At 46.7% G+C, this 22,885-nt stretch carries 19 protein-coding genes and 1 other annotated feature; of the genes, 3 read left to right on the forward strand and 16 right to left on the reverse strand.

Annotation, left to right across the window (positions count from 1 at the left end):
- Positions 1-98: 98 nt before the first annotated feature.
- The 7 genes from NSB28_RS14225 to NSB28_RS14255 form a co-directional block, all read right to left on the reverse strand.
- On the reverse strand, positions 99-1,811 hold the full coding sequence (locus NSB28_RS14225) for a proline--tRNA ligase (RefSeq protein WP_109747343.1): 1,713 nt from the start codon (positions 1,809-1,811) through the stop codon (positions 99-101).
- Between the two features lie 90 nt (positions 1,812-1,901).
- Positions 1,902-2,148, reverse strand: a binding site (T-box leader).
- A gap of 36 nt (positions 2,149-2,184) precedes the next feature.
- Positions 2,185-3,330, reverse strand: coding sequence for a lectin-like protein (locus NSB28_RS14230; protein ID WP_109747342.1), 1,146 nt, complete (start codon positions 3,328-3,330; stop codon positions 2,185-2,187).
- A 46-nt stretch (positions 3,331-3,376) separates the two neighbouring features.
- Positions 3,377-5,644 (reverse strand): zinc-ribbon domain-containing protein, encoded by a 2,268-nt coding sequence (locus NSB28_RS14235; protein ID WP_257497823.1) that lies wholly within the window; start codon positions 5,642-5,644, stop codon positions 3,377-3,379.
- A gap of 80 nt (positions 5,645-5,724) precedes the next feature.
- Positions 5,725-8,073, reverse strand: coding sequence for an ATP-dependent DNA helicase (locus NSB28_RS14240; RefSeq protein WP_109747340.1), 2,349 nt, complete (start codon positions 8,071-8,073; stop codon positions 5,725-5,727).
- Between the two features lie 204 nt (positions 8,074-8,277).
- Positions 8,278-8,505: an HPr family phosphocarrier protein gene (locus NSB28_RS14245; protein WP_109747339.1), complete on the reverse strand. Its 228-nt coding sequence runs from the start codon at positions 8,503-8,505 to the stop codon at positions 8,278-8,280.
- A 283-nt stretch (positions 8,506-8,788) separates the two neighbouring features.
- Positions 8,789-9,568 carry a TIGR03915 family putative DNA repair protein gene (locus NSB28_RS14250; protein WP_109747338.1) on the reverse strand — a complete coding sequence of 260 codons (780 nt, stop codon included), beginning with the start codon at positions 9,566-9,568 and terminating at the stop codon, positions 8,789-8,791.
- Positions 9,568-10,902 carry a putative DNA modification/repair radical SAM protein gene (locus NSB28_RS14255; RefSeq protein WP_109747337.1) on the reverse strand — a complete coding sequence of 445 codons (1,335 nt, stop codon included), beginning with the start codon at positions 10,900-10,902 and terminating at the stop codon, positions 9,568-9,570. Before NSB28_RS14255 ends, NSB28_RS14250 begins: the two co-directional genes overlap by 1 nt.
- 225 nt (positions 10,903-11,127) lie before the next feature.
- Here NSB28_RS14255 and NSB28_RS14260 point away from each other — a divergent pair, with 225 nt between their 5' ends.
- Both NSB28_RS14260 and NSB28_RS14265 read left to right on the forward strand, forming a co-directional pair.
- The gene (locus tag NSB28_RS14260) at positions 11,128-11,469 is read left to right on the forward strand and encodes a nucleotidyltransferase domain-containing protein (protein WP_109747336.1); all 342 of its coding nucleotides are present in this window, start codon (positions 11,128-11,130) and stop codon (positions 11,467-11,469) included.
- Positions 11,456-11,713 (forward strand): hypothetical protein, encoded by a 258-nt coding sequence (locus NSB28_RS14265; protein WP_109747335.1) that lies wholly within the window; start codon positions 11,456-11,458, stop codon positions 11,711-11,713. Before NSB28_RS14260 ends, NSB28_RS14265 begins: the two co-directional genes overlap by 14 nt.
- A gap of 199 nt (positions 11,714-11,912) precedes the next feature.
- Here the strand turns inward: NSB28_RS14265 and uraA are convergent, their stop codons facing one another.
- The 9 genes from uraA to coaBC form a co-directional block, all read right to left on the reverse strand.
- Entirely contained in the window at positions 11,913-13,169 is a 1,257-nt protein-coding gene (gene uraA, locus NSB28_RS14270) for a uracil permease (RefSeq protein WP_109747334.1), read from the reverse strand.
- 84 nt (positions 13,170-13,253) lie between these two features.
- Positions 13,254-14,087: an Mrp/NBP35 family ATP-binding protein gene (locus tag NSB28_RS14275; protein WP_109747333.1), complete on the reverse strand. Its 834-nt coding sequence runs from the start codon at positions 14,085-14,087 to the stop codon at positions 13,254-13,256.
- A 125-nt stretch (positions 14,088-14,212) separates the two neighbouring features.
- Positions 14,213-15,436, reverse strand: coding sequence for an AI-2E family transporter (locus NSB28_RS14280; protein ID WP_109747332.1), 1,224 nt, complete (start codon positions 15,434-15,436; stop codon positions 14,213-14,215).
- A 26-nt stretch (positions 15,437-15,462) separates the two neighbouring features.
- Positions 15,463-16,839: a TrkH family potassium uptake protein gene (locus NSB28_RS14285; protein WP_416388933.1), complete on the reverse strand. Its 1,377-nt coding sequence runs from the start codon at positions 16,837-16,839 to the stop codon at positions 15,463-15,465.
- A gap of 32 nt (positions 16,840-16,871) precedes the next feature.
- Complete coding sequence (locus NSB28_RS14290; protein WP_257497821.1) at positions 16,872-17,813, reverse strand: alpha/beta hydrolase; 942 nt, start codon at positions 17,811-17,813, stop codon at positions 16,872-16,874.
- 55 nt (positions 17,814-17,868) lie between these two features.
- A complete protein-coding gene (locus NSB28_RS14295) occupies positions 17,869-19,665 on the reverse strand; it encodes a cobaltochelatase CobT-related protein (protein WP_306812196.1) in 1,797 nt (598 codons plus the stop codon).
- Complete coding sequence (locus NSB28_RS14300; RefSeq protein WP_257497820.1) at positions 19,662-20,579, reverse strand: AAA family ATPase; 918 nt, start codon at positions 20,577-20,579, stop codon at positions 19,662-19,664. Before NSB28_RS14300 ends, NSB28_RS14295 begins: the two co-directional genes overlap by 4 nt.
- 59 nt (positions 20,580-20,638) lie before the next feature.
- Positions 20,639-20,866 (reverse strand): hypothetical protein, encoded by a 228-nt coding sequence (locus NSB28_RS14305; RefSeq protein WP_109747330.1) that lies wholly within the window; start codon positions 20,864-20,866, stop codon positions 20,639-20,641.
- Positions 20,853-22,067, reverse strand: coding sequence for a bifunctional phosphopantothenoylcysteine decarboxylase/phosphopantothenate--cysteine ligase CoaBC (coaBC, locus tag NSB28_RS14310; RefSeq protein ID WP_109747329.1), 1,215 nt, complete (start codon positions 22,065-22,067; stop codon positions 20,853-20,855). The genes NSB28_RS14305 and coaBC overlap by 14 nt, the downstream gene beginning before the upstream one ends.
- Before the next feature lie 140 nt (positions 22,068-22,207).
- On the opposite strand from coaBC, the gene NSB28_RS14315 reads away from it, so the two are divergent.
- Positions 22,208-22,864, forward strand: coding sequence for an ECF transporter S component (locus tag NSB28_RS14315; protein ID WP_257497819.1), 657 nt, complete (start codon positions 22,208-22,210; stop codon positions 22,862-22,864).
- Positions 22,865-22,885: the final 21 nt, after the last annotated feature.

Raw genomic sequence — 22,885 nt, forward strand, 5'->3', positions numbered from 1 at the left:
ACTCTGTGTTATTCACGCCACTGCGGAGAGCCGGATTCGACATAATCCGGCGCCCTTCGTAATCATTTTACCACCCTATGCTGTATCTTGCAAGATTTTTAGAAAGCATGGTTCCCTGCCACTAAAGCTTCAGTTACCGCCATCACCTCATCGAGTGCAGCTTTTTTCTGTATCCTCTTATCTCTTGTCACAATTTCGCAGCAGCCTTCCTTCATATTCCGCGGGCTGACTATGACCCTCACAGGCACTCCCAGCAGGTCAGCCTCTGAGAACATCACACCTGCGCTGATGCTCCTGTCATCATATATCACCTCAATGCCGGCATTTGTCATCTCTTCATAGAGCCTGTCTGCATATTCCTTTACCTCTCTGTTGTCAGGCCTTACGCAGCACAGATGGACCTGCCAGGGCGCTATTGCCGCAGGCCAGACAGGTCCGTATTCATCATGGTGTGCCTCGCAGACAGATGCCGCCAGACGCCCTATGCCGATGCCATAACAGCCCATCACAGGATAATGCTCTTTCCCTTCTTTATCCAGATACTTCATTTCCATGCTTTCTGTATATTTTTTACCCAGCTGAAATATATTTCCAACCTCTATCCCTCTGGATATTTTTATTGAGTGTTTTTTGCATTCCGGACAGATACCATTCTCTTTTATTTTTGCAAAATCATGGTACACCGCATCAGGACAGTCCCGCTCCATACACAGTCCTGTGTAATGATGCTCCTCTGTATTCCCTCCGCAGGACAGATTGCAGCCGCCCCTCAATGAGTCATCATACAGCACTGTAAAATCTCCGTCTAAATGATAAGGTCCGATATATCCCGGATGAAGACCGCTGTCCTCCGTGATATCCGCTGGCCGTATCTCATCCCCTAACCAGTTCCTCACCTTTGTCTCATTGACTTCCAGGTCCCCTCTTATGAACAGGACTACGAGCCTGCCATCTGAGCATTTCTGATAGACTACTGCCTTGCATGACTTCTCCCTGCTGCTCTTAAGAAATTCGCATACCTCCTCTATCGTATGGATGTCAGGAGTATAGACAAGACTAAGTTCCTTAAATGGCTCGCTCTCGTTCCTTATAATGCTTGCGGCGCTCTCCACATTTGACTTATACCCGCATTCTTCACACACTGCAATGGAATCCTCCCCTGCCGGAGTGAGCAGCATGAATTCATGTGAAAGGCTCCCTCCCATCATTCCTGAATCAGAGGCAACTGCTATAGTTTCAGGGATCCCTGCCCTTTCAAATATCCTTTCATAAGCCCTGAAGCATTTCTCATAATATTCCTCCATATCCTCCTGGGAGGTGTGGAAAGAATATGCATCCTTCATAGTAAATTCTCTGACACGGATAAGTCCCGCCCTTGGCCTGGCCTCATCTCTGAACTTAGTCTGGATCTGATATATCATAAAAGGATATTTTGCATAGCTTTTTCCATACTCCCGGACAAGCTGCACAGCCGCCTCCTCATGGGTCATCCCCAGAACCATCCGGCTTTCGTTTCTGTCCTCAAACCGCAGCAGTTCACTGCCCACACTGTCATATCTGCCTGACTCCTCCCACAGAGAGGCCGGAAGAGCTACAGGAAACTGTACCTCCTGTCCGTCGATGGCTTCCATCTCCTCCCTGATAATGCCCTCAATTTTTCTGCATACTCTTCTCAGAGGCGTATACTGAGAATAGATCCCATTCGCCACATACTTCATATATCCACCTCTCACCATGAGTGCATGGCTGTCAATACTGCAGTCTGAAGGCCTCTCCTTAAAACGTTCACCTACCAGTTTCTCAATCTTCATTTTTACATTCTCCTTTCTTTTCAGGTAAAAAATGGTTACTATTCACGGAGTGAACAGTAAAAAAAAATGCCCTAAACCGGTATGAAACCAGTTTAGGGCGAATATCTCAATATCCGTGTTACCACCTAAATTCAGAGACTTATCTCTGCTCTCGCGGGTACGGGGCGCACGCGCCTGATACCTTTTCCCTGTAACGGTGGAAATCCGTCAGCTCCTACTTATCTCTGTTCGGCCTGAGGCTCAAAGACCGGTTCAGTTCCCTTCCCATAAAGCCTCGCACCTGCCGGCTTCTCTCTGGATGTTCCAGGATCCTACTATCTCTTATCAATGCCTTTTACTGTTTAACGAATCTTATCACACTTCAATGATAAAGTCAATTCCCCGGCTGCTCTGTTTCCATAAGAAAACCTATCTTACCGGCATAATACTGGCTTACATCATCAGGCGCATCATTCCACACCCACTCGTCATCCACATAGTACATGACAAGATAATGCTCCAGGCCCTGGTCATTATTCGGCTCACCCGGCGCCCATTTGGAGTACGTAAATTCATCCCCGTTTGACCATTTAAAGGTTCCGCCGGTGCTCAGATTCTCTGCGCCCAGCCATACTACCTTGACCGTGGGATCTTTGGCGATCTCAGCCTCTGCCATTTTCTGCTCTTCCTCCGACGTTACTGATGCCAGATATCCTCCATGCTCCTGGCAGTATTTAAGCGCCTCTGACCATGTATAATCACCCTTTACAAGCGTATAGCTGCGGACAGTTTTCTCCGTTTCCGTCTGGGCCGCTGTCTCTGTCTGTTTCTGTGCCTCCGTCTGCTTCTGTGTCTCTGGCTGTTTCTGCTGGTCTGTCTGCTGTGTTTCAGACTGCGGCGGCTTTACAGCCTGGGTCTGTGCCTGCGCGGGCTTCTCTGTCTGCGCCTGCTTTTTCGTCTCCTGCTGCTTCACCGACTCTGTCTGTCCCCTGCTCTCTGTTTCTTTTTCTGACTGTTTTCCGTCACTCTCCAGCTGTCCGCTTATCTGCTTTTCTGCCGGGGCAGATTCATTTTGATTCTTAACTATTAAAAAGATTCCGGCCGCGATACTGACGATCAGAAGCACGATAAGGATACTTAAGACTATCACAAGCCCCGTATTCTTTCCCGGCCCTTTCCCTGAGGGGCCTCCCTGCTGCCTCCCGCCTGGGCTTCCGCCTGCATTTCCTCCGGGACGGCCTCCGCCGTAGACCGGAGGCACATTTCCGTATGGACCTCCCGACGGTCCGTTATAAGGTCGGTCTCCCTGAGGCCCTCTGTACGCCTGGCCTCCGGGACGGTTTCCTGGTGCATTCACCCGGCCTCCGGGGCGGCCTTCTGGTGTATTTGCCTGACCTCCAGGGCGGTCTTCTGGTATATTCATCTGACCGCCGTTCTGGGCATATCCCGGTCCCCTGACAGGTGTCTGGACCGGTTCCCCGCAATTAGGACAGAATTTACCGCCCTCCTCTATCTTTGTGCCGCATTTTTTGCAAAACATACTGAACCCTCACTTTCTCACTCCCGCGTCTGCGCTCACATGTCTTCTAAAATAATACTCCCTGCAGGATACTCTCTACATTCTCATCCAGCAGGCTGAAGTTTCCGTCTTCCGTATAGAGCTTAAGGTCCCCTGCCAGATCTTTGGAGCTGTAGTCAGACAATACAGCTAACCCTGTGCCGGGCAGCTCCAGATACATATGTACGTCCTCAGCTATGGTCTTTATCTCTGTTCCGTCATAGCTTTTCATTACTCCGCGCTGCTTTTCTTCATTGTAATCAGATGCATATACCACCGACAGTGCCTCAGAGAGAGGTCTGGGGGAATATTTGTAGACATCTGTATCTATCTTTTTCCCGTCGCACCAGAGATCTCCTTTGGAATTATTTTCATCCTTTATGTAGTACATGCTCCCGTTCAGTATACATGAAAGATAAGTCACATTCTGATCTACTTCCGCAATATTTAATGTCCCATCCTCCTGGATGTCTATCCTGACCAGCTTAGGTATGATATTCTCCTCATTGTGCAGCAATACTCCGGCTATCCCTGTCTCCTCCTCAAAGCTGGACTGGTAGATGCCAAATCCGGGCGCAATGGCAGTTACATCCCTGCCTGCTGTCGCACAGACAGCAGTATTTTCAAATACAGCTGTTTCTATAGCTGATTCAGCCTCCGCAAAATCCTGAAAATCTGAAAGCTTCAGTTTCTTCTCTGACGGCGGCTTTATGCTCTCATATATGATACCCTTATTCCAGCCCGGATAATCAAGACTGCCATTAAAATTCTCTTCAATAACACCCGCTTCTCCGTCCCCATAAAAACAGAGCTGCCTCTTCTCTATACTTATATCTAAACTGTTCAGCTGTTCTCTCAGCTTATCCCTGGCTGTCTTCTCTTCATAAGCTTCCACTGCCTTCTGATATGCCTCTTCATCAGGCACGTAAACCTTCTTATTGCTTCCGCTTGACTTCTCCGTCTTCTGTATCTGGAAATCTTCCTGGGCCGGATAGCTCAAAATCTCATCTGACGCCTTCATGTCATCATCAACGAAGGCTGTCCAGTCCATGTTGTCATCAGACGGCTCCTTCATATAATAAAATGTCTCAAGATTTTCATCTCCGGGCCGGGCACTTTGTACATCCGAATCAACTTTGATTCTTTCCTGTCCTCCCCTCTGAAGATACAGAACCTTATCCCTCAGGTAGATAAAACTTCTCATATCTTCAGAATATCCTGCCAGGGTTGCCTCAGAAGCTATCTTTTCATTTTCAGCCTCTTTCTCCGTCAGCGCCCTCACATACAGATCACCCTCTACTGCCGCATCCGTATTATGTACATTCTGTATCCATGTCACCATCGTACCGCTCTTGTTTACCTTGAAATCATATACACCGGCGGCAAGCTTTTCTTTTTCTTCTCCGTCCTTCAGGTACAGGGCCTTGTCTTCTCCCCCCGTATAAACGATCCTGCCGTCCGGGAGCAGCTCATACACAGTCACTTCATCTGCAATATATTCCACATCACCTGTATCAAGACTGCGCCTGCACAGTTCAAATGAATAATCGACCGTGTCAGATTTTTTATCAGGATAATAGATATATGAATGATCTTCTGAATATCTGATCCTGTTTTTCACAAGATATCCTGAGATGCCTCCCACATCATAGGAAATGCTTGACATTTCCAGATCATAAAATTCTTTTTCCGGCTCTTTTTGGGAGGCGTCAATTGCCCATGCCTCGCCGCCCTTTGTATAAAGTACCTGGCCGTATCTTCCTGCTGACGGTCCATCGCTCAGCAGCATCCAGCCTGCAATGCCTCCCGCTGCCAGCAAAACTGCTGCTGCACCGATCATTGCTTTTTTCTTCTTTCCCTGCCAGATCTTTTGCGGCCTGACAGTACTTTCGTCATCCACATGAAGTATTCCCTCATCAGGCACAGGCACTATCCCCGGCTCCGTCCGCACATCCTCCTCAGGAGACTCATCCCTGTCCTTCCCGTGCCGGCCCAGTTTTTTCACCTTAAGGATTCCAGCCTGCCTGGCCTTTTTCTTCGGCACACCGCCGCCTGACGCATTCCCCCAGTCATATCCGCATGCCATCTCCTGCTCGCCCTCGTTCCCGCCGTCAACAGGCCTGCCGCAGTTGGGGCAGAACTGGGCGTCCGCCCTTAATATCCTTCCGCAGTTAATACAGAACCTCTTTTCCCCGTCACCGGCTGTCCCTAAATCTTCTGACTCGACCCTCCAGCCGCAGCTGCCGCAAAATACATCATCCGGTGCCAGTTCCTTACCACATTGTTTGCATACCATGATATCTTCCTCCCATCTGTGGTATATACGCAGCGACATGCTGCATATTACATACAGTATAGCTACTCTCAACCCCCCGGTCAAGAATCTTGTTCTCTCGCACTCCAGAAATTTTGCAGCTTATCCTCCAGGCTTCTTAAAGTACATACATCATAATCAGACCATTCTACAGGAAACATCTGCAGATATTCCCACTGGAGGAATCTGTCGTCCAGCAGCAGTATTACCCCTTCATCCTCCTGGGTCCTTATCACCCTGCCCGCGGACTGGAGCACCTTGTTCATTCCGGGATACCTGTAAGCATAGTCAAACCCGTCCATCTCCCTTGAGTCATAATAGTTCTTCAGAATCTCTCTCTCATTGCATATCTGAGGGAGGCCTGTCCCCACTACCATCGCTCCTATAAGCCGGTCCTTTTTCAGATCTATCCCTTCGCCAAAAATGCCGCCCATCACACAAAAGCCCACAAGGCCTTCCGGATTGTCCTCCTCAAATGCCCCCAGAAATTCTTCTCTCTCCCTCTCATCCATCCTGCTGTTCTGGCAGATAGCCCTCACATCTCCCCTGATCTCCTCAAAGCTCTCCGCCACATCCTCCAGCATCTTATAGGAAGGAAAGAAGGCCAGATAATTTCCCTTCTTTAATTCCACTGTCCTTTTGATATATGCCGCCGCTTTATCATATTCTCTTTTTCCCCGCCTCGTGTACTTGCTGCTGATATCATTTCCAATCAAAAGCAGCTTGCGTGACGGGTCAAATGGTGATTTTGCATAAATCGTGTAATCATCCGTCCTGGTGCTCAGCAGCCTGATATAGTATTGTATGGGAAGAAGCGTTGCGGAGAAAAATACTGTACCCCTCCCTTTATCCAGAAATTCTGCCAGGTTTACAGCAGGATTTACGCAGAACAGCTTCAGCTTGAATCTGCCCGAGTTCTCCATCTCCGAATATATCACATAGTTCTCATCCAGCCTTTCGTGGATATCCAGAAAAGTCCTCACAGCAAAATAGAGGTTCAGCACCAGTTCGTGTACATCCCCCCGGTCTTCCTCCAGAAATTTTTCCATCTCTCCCGCCACATTCATCAGGCTGAGTGCAAAATTCCCCACATTATCAAGCAGGCTGTAAGCCGTACACTCTCTCTTTAAATCCAGCAGATAATCATTGCATTTGGTGAGGTATTTCTCCAGCTTCCTGCTGTAAGGCTTGACAGCTCTGCGCACCTCCAGTATATCTTCTTTATATATGACAGCGCTGTACATCTCTCTGCCCCGCTCTACCAGATTATGTGCCTCATCTATCAAAAACAGATAGTCGCCTTTCACACCGTCCCCAAAAAATCTTTTCAGATGTGCCCTTGGGTCAAAAACATAGTTATAATCACAGATCACCGCATCTGTCCAGAGTGACACATCCAGCCCCATCTCGAACGGACATACCTGCCACTTTTCGCTCTGGGCAAGAAGAGATTCTCTTGTAAAATCATCAGTCGTTCCCAATATCTCAAAGACTGCGTCATTTACCCTGTCATAATGACCTTTTGCGTATGGACATGCATCAGGATTACACTCTGTCTCTTCCATGGGGCAGATCTTTTCTTTTGCTGTCAGGGTCGCCACCTTATACTTAAGTCCCTGCTCCCTGAGCATGGCGAATGCCTCCTGCGCCACTGTTCTGGTTATCGTCTTGGCTGTCAGGTAGAAGATCTTCTCTCCCAGTCCTTCCCCCACTGCCTTTACCGCCGGAAATATTGTTGAGATTGTTTTTCCTACTCCGGTAGGAGCCTCTATAAAAAGTTTCTTTTTCCGCGCTATCGTCCTGTAGACAGCTGCTGCCAGCTCCTTCTGCCCCTCTCTGTACTCAAACGGAAATTCTACCTGAGTGATGGATTCCTGTCTGATCTTCTTCCAGCCAGCCGAAAACATGCACCACTTTTCATATTCCTGCATCAGCTTTTCAAACCACTGCTCTAACTCTGCATAAGTATACTTCTGTTTAAAACGCCTGATGTCTTCTGTTTCCATGTTGCAGTATGTCATCTGGACAGCTATCTCTTCCAGTTCCTTCTCTTTTGCATAAATGTATGCATAACACTTTGCCTGGGCCAGATGCACATCCACCGGTCCTTCCAGATAGGCCAGATCACGGAATATCCCCTTTATCTCATCGATCATCGTTCCGTCCGCATCTTCCTGGATCCCGTCCGCTCTTCCCTCTACAACAATTACAATATCCCTGCATGGATACTTCAGGCTCAGGCTAACCTCGGCCCTGTAATTCGAACCCATCTGCCCCTGGATCTTCCGGTGGAGCCGGCTTCCAAGCTGCATGGCCTCTTTATCCGCCATCGTCCCCCTGCGGTTATCTATATCTCCGGAACGCAGTATAAATTCCACAAGACTGCGCACAGATATTCTAATCTCTTCCATTCCGGCCTGTCTCCCTTTTCCGCTTTTCTATAGTCCCCAATATCTTCTCAAAACATAAGTTCTGCCACTATCATAACACAAAAAAAGGATGCTGTAAAATACAGCACCCTCATTTTGTGAGCAGTTATCAACTCGTTACTGGTCACGGAGTGAACAGTAACATCAGCTCCGTATCTGTTACCCTTATCTTCCTTACGTACTTAGTCATGACGCAGAATATTTGTCTAAGATATTCTCAAACTTCATATCATCGCCGCCATATTTTACGGTCAGTACTTTTGTTAAATCTAAACTCAATACGCCCAGGATAGATTTTGCGTCAATTATCACCCGGTTATAAAATACGTCGATATCGAAATCGCACTGACCGGCAGTCTGAACAAACTCTTTCACATCATTGATCTCTGTGAGTTTAATCTTCCTTTCTGACATGTTAATCACCCCTTCTGTTCTAAATTAGTTTCAGCCATAATTTTATGTTGTTCCGATTATGCCACTTCTAAATACATTTGTCAAATATTGCATTTTTCGCCATATTTTTCATTTAGGGGTGTTTTCTTATGCGTTCTGTACATTTTTGTATTTTTATAAATACATTCTTTATAAAAATTTTCGTTTCCGCTTACTGAGCCGCTTCTGAATACTTGACAAAGATTGCACTGTAAGAAAAAATATTTGGTAGGTTTTTCAAAAATATTTTCGCCGCATTCTGCTCTCAGGCTTCTTTATCATCCCACTCAGTCATATCTTTCCTGTATCTGAGCGGCAGAAGCTGCTGCTGAAGTCTGGCGTTTTTCCGCTCCTCGATACCGATCGTCCTGTGGAATACCTTCCAGAGCTTTCTGTATCTCAACTCATTTTCAGAAATATCATTTATCATTTCCTTGTCAGGCACCTCACCTGAGATGAGCATCCACGGCCTGTTTGCCGCATGTGCAAGAAACATCTGATGGGTCTTGTCATAAATCAGGAAATCTTCCAGCGGAAACCTGTCTGAAAAATGATCACCAATCAGCGGGAGCACCTTATTCTCCGGTTCTATCTGCGCAAAAAGCACCTTGTTTTTTAATTCAGAGAAACGCAGGAAGCCTGTAAACTGATGAGCCTCATGTCCTGCCCTCCTGGAGCACTCAAATACACGCCGCACAGAATAATTGCTCAGATTCTGCATGATATTCTCTCCGTCAGGCATATACAGCCCCATGACGACAGTTCTGTAGATATGCTCTGCCTTATCCTTCTCACGTGACAATGTGGCATTATATATCTGTTCATACACATCCGCCTTCAGCTTCCTCCTGATCGTGGCCGCCACCTTCCCTGCTTTGACACCGTCCGTCTCCACCCGCCTGTACTCGGAAAATAACTCCATATCATACTCTCTTCCAGCCTCCAGCTTCACATTCCTGTGCCCCACTCTGCTGTCCCAGGCATCATAAATGCCTGTAAAAATACCATCTGTACTGTCCTCACATTGAAAGACTACCTTTCCCATCAAACCACCCTTCCGCACTCTGATCTTATTATATCCGCTGCCTGCATATTAAAATCATCAAAAAGTGTGAGCTGCCTGTATCCGTCTATCCCCAGCGGCTTTCTTTCCTTTTCACTCAGCAGGTTCCTGAGTATATAGTCCTCGTCCAGCTTTGTGGGATACATCATCCTGCCGCTGCATGTAATAAAGTACAGGGCCCGCTTCAGTACAACTCCCAGCTTCTTCAGGTCTTCAAACCTGAGGCAGGCGAATCTCCTTGCCTGAACGATGTGCTGTGCGGACTTGGTGCCTATCCCCGGCACACGCAGAAGCGTATAATAATCTGCGCGGTTGATCTCCACAGGGAACTGCTCCAGATGGCCCAGCGCCCAGTCACATTTTGGGTCCAGGAATACATTGAAATTAGGCCTCTTCTCGGAGAGCAGCTCATCCGCCTCAAACCCATAGAATCTCAGCAGCCAGTCAGCCTGATACAGCCTGTGCTCCCTCAGCAGCGGAGGTCCCCCGGGAAGGGCCGGAAGACTGGCATCCTCATTTACCTTCACAAAGGCAGAATAAAAGACTCTTTTCAGCCTGAATTTCTTATAGAGTGATTCGGCAACTGATACGATGGCATAATCACTTTCCGGTGTGGCGCCAATGATCATCTGGGTGCTCTGCCCTGCTGGCACAAATTTAGGAGCATTTCTAAAAACTGCCAGCTCTTCTTTATTTTCTGTCATCCTGTTCTGGATCTGGCGCATTGGGGCAAGTATCGTCTTCCTGCTCTTATGCGGCGCCAGCTTTTTCAGACCTTCTGATGTAGGCAGTTCCAGATTGACGCTCATTCGGTCTGCCAGAAATCCTGTCCTGTCAATCAGCTCCTGGTCTGCCCCCGGAATAGCCTTCACGTGGATATACCCCTGAAAATTGTATTCACAGCGCAGCTTATACAAGGTCTGATAAAGCAGTTCCATTGTAAAATCAGGATTCTTTAATATACCGGAGCTGAGAAAAAGGCCTTCTATATAATTGCGCCTGTAAAATTCCATAGTCAGCCTGCATACCTCCTCCGGCGTGAAAGAGGCTCTCGGTACATCGTTAGAGCACCTGTTCAGACAGTATTTACAGTCAAAAACACATTCGTTTGTAAACAGGATCTTTAACAGGGATATGCACCTGCCGTCTGATGCAAAGCTGTGGCAGATCCCTTTGGCTACACTGTTGCCCATGCCTTTCCCGTCACCATTCCTGTCCACGCCGCTGGATGTACACGCCACATCATATTTTGCCGCATCAGTTAAAATCTCCAGCTTTTCCATTAGATCCATTTCTTCCTGAATTCTTAGACTCATATCATCTCTCCAAACATTTGTTTGTTATTATTCTAGCACATATGTTCGAATTTAACAAGGAGTTTTGTGAAATAATAGATCAAACTCTGATTTTATTGTTACTTATCGCGGGATGGTGGCGTGTAAACAGTAACACTTTGTAATTACCGGTACTACGTACACTGGTTGCGAAATCTTGCGATTTGGATTATACTTAAGCTATCATGAGAAAGGAGGAACGGTTGTATGCCACAGACAATTTATATACTGCTTAATCAGTATTTATCAGAAGTACAAAAGATTTACGGCGCACACCTTAAGAGCGCCATTTTATATGGTTCCTATGCAAGAGGTGATTATACATCTGATTCAGATGTAGATATCATGTTATTAGTGGACTTGTCTCCTGAAGAAATGGATGCTTATTCAGATGCTCTGTCAGAACTGGGATATGAATTTAATGTAAACAATGATATTTGGATGATGCCTGTTGTGAAAAATCTTCAGCATTTTAAGCAATGGGTAACAGCATATCCGTTCTATACCAATGTACAGAAAGAAGGGGTGATTTTATATGAAGCAGCCTGATTCTCTGGATGTTGGAACCAAAATAGATGTGGTGCGTCATCGCCTAGATTATGTTCAGTCTGAGATTTTTCCCCGTGAACTTGGGCGGAAGATTGTAAAGGCAGAGGAAATACGCCATGCAAGCGATTATGATACCTTTTATATCGCTTCCAAAGAGATAACTGCACAGCAGATCGAGACAGCTGCTAAGATTTTGAAGCTTGCAGAACATTATCTATTTACAGAAGAAAAACTGCAAAAATGACAGGGATATCAGCGACCGGTACATGGAAAAACAGTCTGTGTGCCGGTATTTTTAAGTCTTGACTTCATGTCAATGTGGGATATTTTTCCGACACTGCCGCTCAGCTTGTTTTTGGCGATTCATCACTCCACCTATAGAGGCGGAGGATTCCTCACCAATTTTGTTGATATTCTAGAGCCTGTCTATCACTGCCCCCCTGCTATTCCTGATCGTTTGTCAGATGGAATTTCTCCAGCAGATAAAATATCAGTCCAAGCAGCATGCCGACAACACATGCCAGCACCATACCTGTCAGCTGTATATTTCCAAATTTTACAGTGATTCCGGAGAGTCCTGTAACAAATATGACGGATGTCATGATCAGATTTTTTGATTTTCCGTAATCTACCTGGGAGTCTACCAGTATCCTTATACCTGATGCACCGATCATTCCATAGAGCAGAAATGATATTCCGCCGATGACAGGTCCCGGTATTGTCTGGATCAGGGCGGACAATTTGCCCACAAAAGAACAGATAATGGAGAGCACTGCTGCTCCGCCGATCACCCTGACACTGTATACCCTTGTGACAGCCATGACACCTATATTTTCACCATATGTGGTTGTAGGCACTGATCCGATAAGGCCTGACAGCATAGTAGAAAAATTATCGCCAAATAATGTGCGGTGCAGCCCCGGATCCTTCAGAAGATCTCTGCCAACTATCTTGCTTGTAACTACCTGATGGCCAATATGCTCTGATGTGATTACAAGTATAACAGGAAGGATGATCAGGATCGCCTGGGCGCTGAACTTTGGCGTCTGGAAATTCGGCAGGGCCAGGATAGGCGCAGCTGCCACTTCCGTAAAGTCTACGATCCCGCAGCAGATAGCTGCCACATACCCTGCAATCACCGCGATCAGAATTGGGATGACTGACAAAAACTTTCTGAACACAACAGAGCCAAATACAGCGACTCCAAGCGTTACAAGAAATACTATAACATTCTGGGAGCTGATATTTTCATCCAGCATCCCCGCATTGCTGGCCGCTGAGCCCGATAATTCCAGTCCGATCAGGGCAACTACAGGTCCCATGGCAGCCGGTGGAAGTACCACATCAATCCAGTCTGAACCAAATTTATAGATAACTCCAGCCAGTATACATCCTAAAAATCCCACTGCAACAAAACCGCCGAGCGCATACTGATATCCCATCTCACTTATGACTATCCCCGCAGGCGCCAAAAATGCAAAGCTTGACCCCAGATACGCTGGGGCTTTACCCTTCGTTATCAGGATAAAAAGTAATGTTCCCAGGCCGTTCATAAAAAGTACGATAGCCGGATTTATTCCAAAAAGAAAGGGTACCAGAACCGTAGCTCCGAACATTGCAAACATGTGCTGCACTGACAGGGGAAAAAGCAGCTTAAACGGCACTTTTTCCTCTACCTGAATAATTCTTCTACTCTCCATTTCTTAAATTCCTCCTCATCTGTAATCCCGCGTAACTGTAAAGGTACTGAACAGTTACACAATCCCTCTGAATATTATCTTTCCTTATAATTTACAAAGCTTCTGCAGCGCATTATCGAGATATGTGCTCTTAACTTCGGCAAAGCGGCCCTCATCTGCCATGGCGGCCAGCTGCGGCTCTATAGGAAGCTTGCCAAGCACTTCCGTACCCAGTTCTTCAGCGATCTCATCAATATGGCTCTCACCAAATACATTCATTACTTTTCCGCAGTCCGGACATTTCAGGTAGCTGTAGTTCTCTACAATACCCAGCACTTCCACATTCATCTGCTTTGCCATGTTATATGCTTTCTTAACGATCATTTTGACAAGATCCTGCGGTGAGGATACGATAAGGATACCTTCTACCGGCAGGGACTGGAATACAGTGAGCGGCACATCGCCTGTTCCCGGAGGCATGTCCACAAGAAGATAATCCAGCTCGCCCCAGATAACATCTGTCCAGAACTGTTTTACCATGTTGGAAATAACAGGGCCTCTCCAGATCACCGGCGCCTCCTCGTCCGGCATAAGCAGATTGATGGACATGATCTTTATATCATTTTCTGCCAGCATAGGAAGTATTCCTTCCTCATCCGCCTGGGCCGGTCCATGTATCCCGTACATTTTCGGGATAGAGGGGCCTGTGATATCAGCGTCTAGGATACCGACCCTGTACCCTCTCTCTGCCAGGAGATTGGCCACTGAGGCAGTGACCATGGACTTGCCCACGCCGCCTTTGCCGCTGACTACTCCGATTACATGCTTGATTTCCGTATAGATATTAGGCTCTACAAGGAAACTTTTGGGCTGTCTGCTCGGACATCCCTCGCAGCTCTCTTTACTGCAGCTTGTGTTGTTACATTCTTTTTCTGACATGTTTCTTCCTCCAAAATACTTTTCTGTTATCGTGCACCGTCTTTAACTCATTCATCCGGCGCATCAGTCTCTGTTTGAAATAATACATCAATCGGCGGCTTTTTACAAGTCACTGTTTACAGGCCTTACTGCTTTTTCTTACCCTGTGCGGCCTTAGGCTTTTTCACAAAATTCCGGTGTCTGGACGCCGTTTCCTCTGGCGGACCTTCTATTCTGGAATCCGACAGCTGTTTTTTTGACAAGTGCCCATTGACACTGTCTCTCAGCAGTGCATAAAGCACACTGGCCAGAGGGACAAAGATCAGCATTCCAAGCACTCCCATCAGACTGCCGCCCACTGTTACCGCCACAATGACCCAAATACTTGCCAGACCCACTGAATTCCCCACAACTCTGGGGTAAATCAGATTTTCATCTATCTGCTGCAGAACAATGATCATTACCACGAACCAGAATGCCTGCAGCGGACTTGTAACAAAAATGAGCAGGGCCCCAAGCGCCGTACCAAGAAATGCCCCCAGTACCGGAATCAGAGTTGTAAAACCAATCAGCACAGATACGCTCATAGAATACGGAAAACGGCACAGCAGCATCCCTCCGTAACACAGCAGCCCAAATATAATCGCTTCCATGCACTGCCCTGATATAAAGCCTGAAAAAGTCCTGTGGGAAAGCCGGCCTATAGCAAAGAACCTGTCTGCCTTTGCAGAAGGAATATATGCATATATGAGTTTGCGGAACTGGAATCCCAGCTTCTCTTTCTGCGCCAGTATATAAATCGAAAAGATAATGCCAATACACAGATTTGTCAGGACTCCCACTACTGAGGTTGCAATCCCCCAGGTAGAGGAGAGTATATCCGTAACTCCGTTTTTCAGGAAGTTTACTGCAAGATCAGTCACATTGCTCCAGTTTATCTCTACAGTGCTCAGATACTGGGTAACTTCAGGATAAGATTTCGTAACCCCGCGTATCCAGGTATCCATTTTTTCCAGAAATGCCGGGATCCCGTTATTCAGCGCCACGATGGTATCTACCAGTTCAGGTATCACGGTCAGCAGGACAAAGATGATGATCCCGCCTGCCAGGAGCAGAGAAAGCAGAATGCTGGCTGCCCTTACTACTTTCTTTTTGTCCTTTAAGAATCTGGACAGCTGGCGTTCAAAAAAACGCATGGGCACGTTTAAAATAAATGCAATCGCAGCCCCCAGCAAAAATGGGGACAGGACGCCCACAGTGATCGATACTCCATCCAGGATGACCGGAAAGTGGTTCAGGCTCCAGTAGAGCAGGATAGCAAATGCGATAATAAACATTACCGTCTTTTTATTGTTAACTTTTATCTCCAAAAATAAATCCCCTTTCAGCTTCTGGCTCAGCCAATAAGTATTTTTTCCTCCGGGTACTCCACAGGGGAAGTCTTCCTTTTGTCAGTAAAGGAGAGGGCAAATGACAGGCTTCCCACCCTGCCGCAGTACATCAGTATCATGATCCCTATTTTTGACACTGCTGTAAATCCTCTTGTGATGCCTGATGACATCCCGACTGTACTCATAGCTGACACCGATTCCAGCAGCACATCTGAGAGTCCCATCCCCTGTGTTCCGCATATCAGCAGCGTGACACTCAGAGCCAGCAGCAGGTTTGTGCAGACTACCGCACTTGCCTTTTTAACTGAATCTTCATGTATCCTTCTGTGGAATATATTCACACCCTTTGTCTTTAACATGTTTGACCTCATGTACAAAAGAAATATCACAAAGGTTGTTGTCTTGATTCCTCCGGCTGTAGACCCCGGGCTTCCTCCTATAAACATCAGAATCGTTGAAAGGAGCTTGCCCGCATCTGTGTAGGCAGCTATGTCCGTTGTGTTAAAGCCCGCCGTCCTGGTTGTCGTGGATGCAAACATGGAACTTAAAAATGTTTCCCCTGGTCCCATGCCTGCCAGTATATTATCTTTCTCAAAGAGATAGAATAAAAACGCTCCTCCAAACAGCAGCACTGCAGTTGTTATAAGAACTATCTTCGAATGTACCCTGTACTGTTTGAAATGCCATTTCTTTTTCGTAATATCATCCCAGACGATAAAACCAATCCCGCCGATTACGATCAGAGAGATCAGTGTGATATTTACCAGCCAGTCCCCGGAGTAATTGACCATGGAGGAATACTCCCCCTGATACCCCATAAGATCAAAACCCGCATTACAAAATGCTGAGATAGAGTGGAAGATCCCGTAGTAAATGCCTCTCGCCAGGCCAAGCTGGCCGCAGAAGCGGACAGACAGCAGGATTGCCCCTGTGCCTTCCACTATGAGCGTCCCTATCAGGATCTTTCTTACCAGTCCCACAATCCCACCCAGCTGTATCGCATTTACACTTTCGGAGATAAGGCTTCTCTCCTTGAGGCCTATCTTCCTGTGCATCATCAGTGCAAAAAGCACTGAAACTGTCATAAATCCCAGTCCTCCGATCTGTATCATGACCAGAATGACTATCTGTCCAAACAGGCTCCAGTGTACCCAGGTATCAACTACCACCAACCCGGTAACACAGGTGGCGGAAACCGCCGTAAACAGAGCGTCCAGAAATCCCGTACATTCCCCGCTTCTGCTGGCCACCGGCAGCATCAGGAGCAAAGTGCCTGACATGATGACAATTAAGAATCCCAGTGCAATGATCTGCATCTTACTCAGCCTGTTAGATATTTTAGCAAGACGTTTTACTATTCTCTCTCTTATTTTTTCTTTTATATTCTCGTCCATTTTCTGCTTTTTAATCCGCCTCAAAGATGCTCTTCCATAAAATCAAGCATCTTTTCTTCATACTCCTCTCTGGCTACATAGTAGCTTCTGGCATGTGCCGCCCCATCTACCAACCATAATCTTTTCTCAGAAACACAGGCATCATAAATCTGCCGTCCCATTACAGTAGGAACAAAATCATCTTCTTTGCCATGAATGATAAAGATGGGGATTTTTGTCTTTTTCACTTCCTCTAATGTGGAAAAATCTGAATAGCCATATCCTGCAATTAATCTGCATATGATACTGGACAGTTTGAGCACGGCCGTCCCTTTAATACCTAACTCACGCTTAAAGCAATATTGAAATTCTTCCATGGGGGAGGTATAACCACAGTCAGCTATAATCCCCTTTACATTGGGAGTCAGGTTCATGGATGATGTCATGAGCACTGTAGCTGCTCCCATTGAGACACCGTGCAGGAAGATACTGCATTTGCCGTTAAACCTGTCATCCAGATAACGTACCCACCTGTAGCAGTCTTCTCTGTCAAGACATCCGAATCCTGCATATTTCCCGTCACTTTCCCCATGAGCCCTGTCATCCACCATCAGGAAATGATAACCCTGCTCATGAAAAAACCTGGCAATAACAGCATATTCATTACTGCTGCACGAGGTTATGCCGTGTACTCCCAGTATTACCTTTTCAGACTTGCCTTCTGCCGGAAGAAAAATCCCGCGCAGGGTAAGACCGTCAAATGACTGTATGGAGACATGCTCCGGCTTCTGGTTTTTCAGCCATGCCTTCTCCTCTTTTACAATTTTTATAAATCGCTCCCCGTCCTTGTCACGCTTCAGGCTGTCTTCGGCATATGCCGGCCGCGGCCTTGATATAAAACGCCAAAAGAAAGCGTATGCACCGCCTCCCAGCAATGATGCGCCCGCGATTGCTGACCATTTCAGAACCTTAGAAATCTTCATATACAAAACCTCTCCTTCTGCTGCTTCCTTTTCCAACCATTCCCTGCCGCTGTTATCACTCCCATTCTAACAGCTTTTTCAGATATAATCCAACAACATTTGAAAAATTGCCGATCTGTCTGATATAGGCAAAATCTCTGCCAAATATCCTTTTTTCTGCCGCCAGGTCTTTCTCCCTGCCAGCAAAAACTCCAAGTACAAAGATCCCCTCTTTCCTGAGCCTGCGCACCTCAAAAGCCGTGTCACTTACTGCATATTCCCCGCTGTATGTCCTGGGATTTCTGCTGCCCGGCCTGTTGACGATCACATCATTTGGCCGTCCGTCACTGAGCACGATCAGGATCTTATTCTCCTCGGGGCGCTCCAGGAGGGAATCCCCTGATGCCCTGATCGCCAGCCCGTCCCTGTTATTAGCTGTGGTATTGTATTCAAATATACGCCCGGATGCTTCCCTGGGGTCATCATAATCCCTGAACAGCTGCATGACTGTATAGTCCCAGAAGGTACAAAAGCCCATGACCCTGTGCGGTATCTGTACATTGCACAGCGCTGCGCTTATGATATATCCCTGAAGCGCCACCTGGCTCTGCCTTCCCCTCTGAGAACCGCTGGCATCCATCAGGATCTCAACCACAAAATCAGAATTATCCTTCTTGTTAAGCTTCTCAAAAAGCTTCCGGGGCTCACACCTGCCCGCCTTCCACAGGCGGCTTGGGACCAGCTGCCCGTAATCTGAGGATATAGTTTCAATCTCGCTGCGCTGTATCAGCGAGTGCCTGAGTTCATTTGTCATTATCTCTATATTTCTCTTTGTCACCTGCCTGCTGTTATGATAAAGCAGCCTGTTTCTGTCTGCCTGCTTTTTTGCATTTACATACTGGGCATTGACCTTTACAGGATTTTTCAGGATCCCTTCTGTATAATAAAGGCTGCAGTCCGCATGTGCTCCTCTGCACAGCTTTCTGTCCGCCTTTTTCTGGTCTGCTTCAGAGAGATACGACTTTCCAAAATTCAGCTCCATATAGCTGTACATTTTATCTATATCTTCTTTATTTAATATGACTGTGGAAGCTCGTCTTTTTCTTTTCTGCTGCTCCTCCGGGTCCTCCTCTCCCGTGGCAGTCATCCTGTTGGAGATCTGTTCCAGGTACTGCTCCAGGAAGTCCTCCGCCGCCTCCTCTTCCATAAAATCATTCCAGTCATATCCTGCAAGTTCCTCCATGGTCACTGCCAGAACATGCTCAAGTGTGCCGTGCTTCTTTTCAAACTCCCTGTCGATCAGGCTGTTATAGAGTTCGTCCACTGTCTCTATTATCTGCATGGTGTCCCCGGCATTCTCCAGGCTTCTTATCTTATCCACTGCCCAGCTGATCCGCCGCTCACTGCTCCAGTCTCCTGTCAGGCTTCCTCTCATCAGCGCAGCCTTCACTTTTCCAGGAAGTGATGAGACGAGTTTGTGGAAATCCTGGTCCAGGACATCTTCAAACGCCCGCCGCCTTATCTGTTCTACCCCCGGCCTCTCTTCCGTAATCTTCAGATGGACAGCCATATCAATGGCCATCTGGGCCAGATTCATCAGCGCCTGTTCATCCGCCTCACAGTATATTTTCTTTACAATATACATGGAGAACTCTTCCTTGTCATAATAGTACGCAAAGGCTCCCTGCTTAATAGCATCGTAGAATGCGGCGTCCTTTGATCTCATGAAGGCATCCGCATCCGGTTTTGCCTCCAGGCAGTAGTCTTTGCTGACTGTCCATACCAGATTCTTTATTCTGTTTTCTATCTCCAGACGCTTCTCATCAAATACGTCTTCATTTATTTCCATCATCTGAAGGTACCTTTCCGTCAAAAGACTTCACTGCTGCCCATGCTTTCCGGTATCCTGGTCATCACCACATCTTCAATCAGCTCACGCTCAAATACGTCAAAACTCTTATTCACCATTCCCATCCTGACTGCCAGCAGCGGTGAGAGACCTGCCCTGATTGTTTTTGCGGCCCCGATCAGTCCTCTCAGATCCAGCGGCCTTGTTGAAATCTCATTGTTGGAGGCCTTCAGCTGCAGATCCAGAAATACTCCAAGAAGCTGCTCCATTCCCGCCTTTTTAGCATCCGGGAACATGCCGTACATGATCCTCTGCAGGGTATCTTCTGTCATTTCCGGCATATCGATCACCATAAATCTGGAGACAAGTGCTTCGTTTAATTCCTTTGTTCCCGCATACCCGTAATTCATAGTCCCTATAAATCTGGCGGCTTCATGGAGCCTGATCTTATCATATCCCGGCACATCTATCATCCTGCGGTAATCAAGTGTGGCATGCAGAACTGAGACAGCTTCATTTTTCGCCATATTAACTTCATCAAAAATACAGAAACCTCCGCCGACAGCGCTCTCATACACCGGGCCTGTCCGAAGCTGGACTTCATTATTGCGGAATGTATCTGTTCCGATCAGGGTACTGCTGTCCGTATTCACATGAAATGATACATTATAAGAAGGCCGTCCGAACAGCCAGGCCAGATTCTCAGCCAATATATTTTTTCCTGTAGCCTTCGTGCCCGAAAGCAGTATATTCTCGCCTTCCAGCAGAGCCGTAGCCGCCATCTCCAGAATTTCTCTTCCATAGAATGGAAGCTCAGGCTTTACCAGTCTGTCTCTGAGCCCTTCCGGCACCGGGTATTTTTCCCTGAAACGCTCTATTTTAAGAAGCAGGGCTTCACTCACGTTCTGTTCCCTGTAGCACTTCATTATCTCGTCCATTTTAATCTCCTTATGCATATGGCAAAGCGGACACACGCATATGCATGCATCCGCAGCCTTTATATCCTTGTAAACGTATATTTCTGTTTAAGGCCCGAGGCAAGTATATCAAATATAACTGTTCCGTCTTCCAAAACAGTTTTCTCATAGCTTACATCTCTGCCCTTAAACTTGTCTTTTATAAATAATTCCGGATCATCTGTCTTTACCTCATCGATAAAAACATCCCTCATCTGATTGTTTGCACATTGATTAAAAATTTCCCAGACTGCCTCATACTCCTGCATATGTTCCCTCCTGCATAAGACGAAGGATCTCATCCATGATGCGCCCGGCCGCTTCTTCTTTGCTCATCTTGTCCAGACTGATCTCTTCTTTCTCTGTTATGATCGTCACAATATTTGTATCCGTCCCAAAGCCAGCGCCTTCCTGCCTGAGATTATTTGCCACTATCATATCCAGATTCTTTTTGCGAAGCTTGGCCCTTGAATTTTCAAGCATATTCTGGGTCTCCATGGAAAATCCGCAGAGGAACTGGCCTTTTACTCTGTTTTCTCCCAGAAACTTCAGGATATCATCCGTCTTTTCCAGTTCCAGAACCATATTGCCGTCTGTCTTTTTTACTTTTTCAGTACTGATGGATTGAGGTCTGTAATCTGCCACTGCAGCAGCCTTTACAATGATCTGCTTGTCCCCATAATGCTCCCTCACAGTCTCATACATTTCCCTGGCGCTAGTCACCTCGATTATATTTACAAATGACGGCTTGGGTATGGTTGTGTGCCCTGTGATAAGGGTCACGTCTGCTCCCCTGAGCATGCATACCCTTGCTATGGCATATCCCATTTTTCCTGTCGAATGATTCGTGATATACCGCACCGGATCTACGGCCTCCATAGTGGGCCCGGCCGTTACCAGGACCTTCATCCCTTCCATGTCCTTTTCACATGATATCTCTTTTAATATATATTCCAGCAGAAGCTTTTCATCAGGCAGTTTCCCCTCCCCGATATCTTTGCAGGCCAGCATTCCCACAGCAGGAGCTATCACCTCGAAATCATTGCTTGCCAGCTTCTTTAAATTTTCCTGTACGATCTTATTCTGGTACATCCTTGTATTCATAGCAGGAGCTACGATTTTCTTGCACGTACATGCCAGCACTGTTGTTGTAAGCATATCATCTGCAAGCCCATATGTCAGCTTTGCAATGACATTTGCAGTGGCAGGCGCTATCATAACTACATCGGCCCTCTTAGCCAGGGCCACATGCTCTACACTGTACTGAAAATTCCTGTCAAAGGTGTCAACGAGACATTTATTTCCGGTAAGAGTCTCAAATGTAATAGGGTGTATAAAATTAGTGGCGTTTTTTGTCATAATGACATGAACATCACATTTTAACTTCACCAGCATGCTGGCAAGATTTGCTGTCTTATAAGCGGCGATACTCCCGGACACTCCCAGAATAACCGTTTTTCCTTGTAACATCTCTACGCATCCTTTCTTATAACACTATTCAAACTATGGACATTTTAACATACAAATCTTGTCTTGAGAAGTACTTTGTGCTATACTAGCCCCGTAATTGTATTGTATCCCATAAGGGAATAATAACAAGGAGGAAAAAAATGAATAACGCAAAAGCAAGTGTCCAAAAACCGAAGACTCTGGGCATGGTACAGGTTGCACTTTTCGCAGCACTGATCATCATCCTGGCCTTCACACCATTCTTGGGGTATATCCCTCTGGGCTTTACCAGGGCGACGATTATCCACATACCTGTCATCATAGGCTGTCTCATGCTGGGACCGAAACAGGGAGCCGTACTTGGTTTCATATTCGGCCTGACAAGTCTGATCAACAACACTATAAACCCTACCGCAACATCATTCGTATTCTCACCGTTTTATGAATTGGGAGAAATACATGGCGGAGTAGGAAGCATAATCATCTGTTTTATCCCGCGAATTTTAGTAGGAGTGGTGCCATACTATGTATATCACGGCCTCCGCAGAATATTGAAAGACGGCAAGTCTCAGATGACTGCAGCACTTGGAGCTGCCGGCCTGGCCGGAGCATTAACAAATACGCTGCTCGTTATGAATCTCATCTTCATATTTTTTAAGGATGCATATGCATCTGCGAACAATGTGGCCTCCGGTGCAGTCTATTCTTTTATTCTTACCATCATCGGAATCAACGGCGTACCTGAAGCAATTGTAGCCGCTGTCCTCACTGCGCTGATCGGCCGTATATTATTAAAAACAAAATACGCTGTGCACTGATCTGCTGCCCGTATATAAATC

Origin of the sequence: Murimonas intestini, assembly GCF_024622195.1 — a bacterium.
GTDB lineage: Bacteria > Bacillota > Clostridia > Lachnospirales > Lachnospiraceae > Murimonas > Murimonas intestini.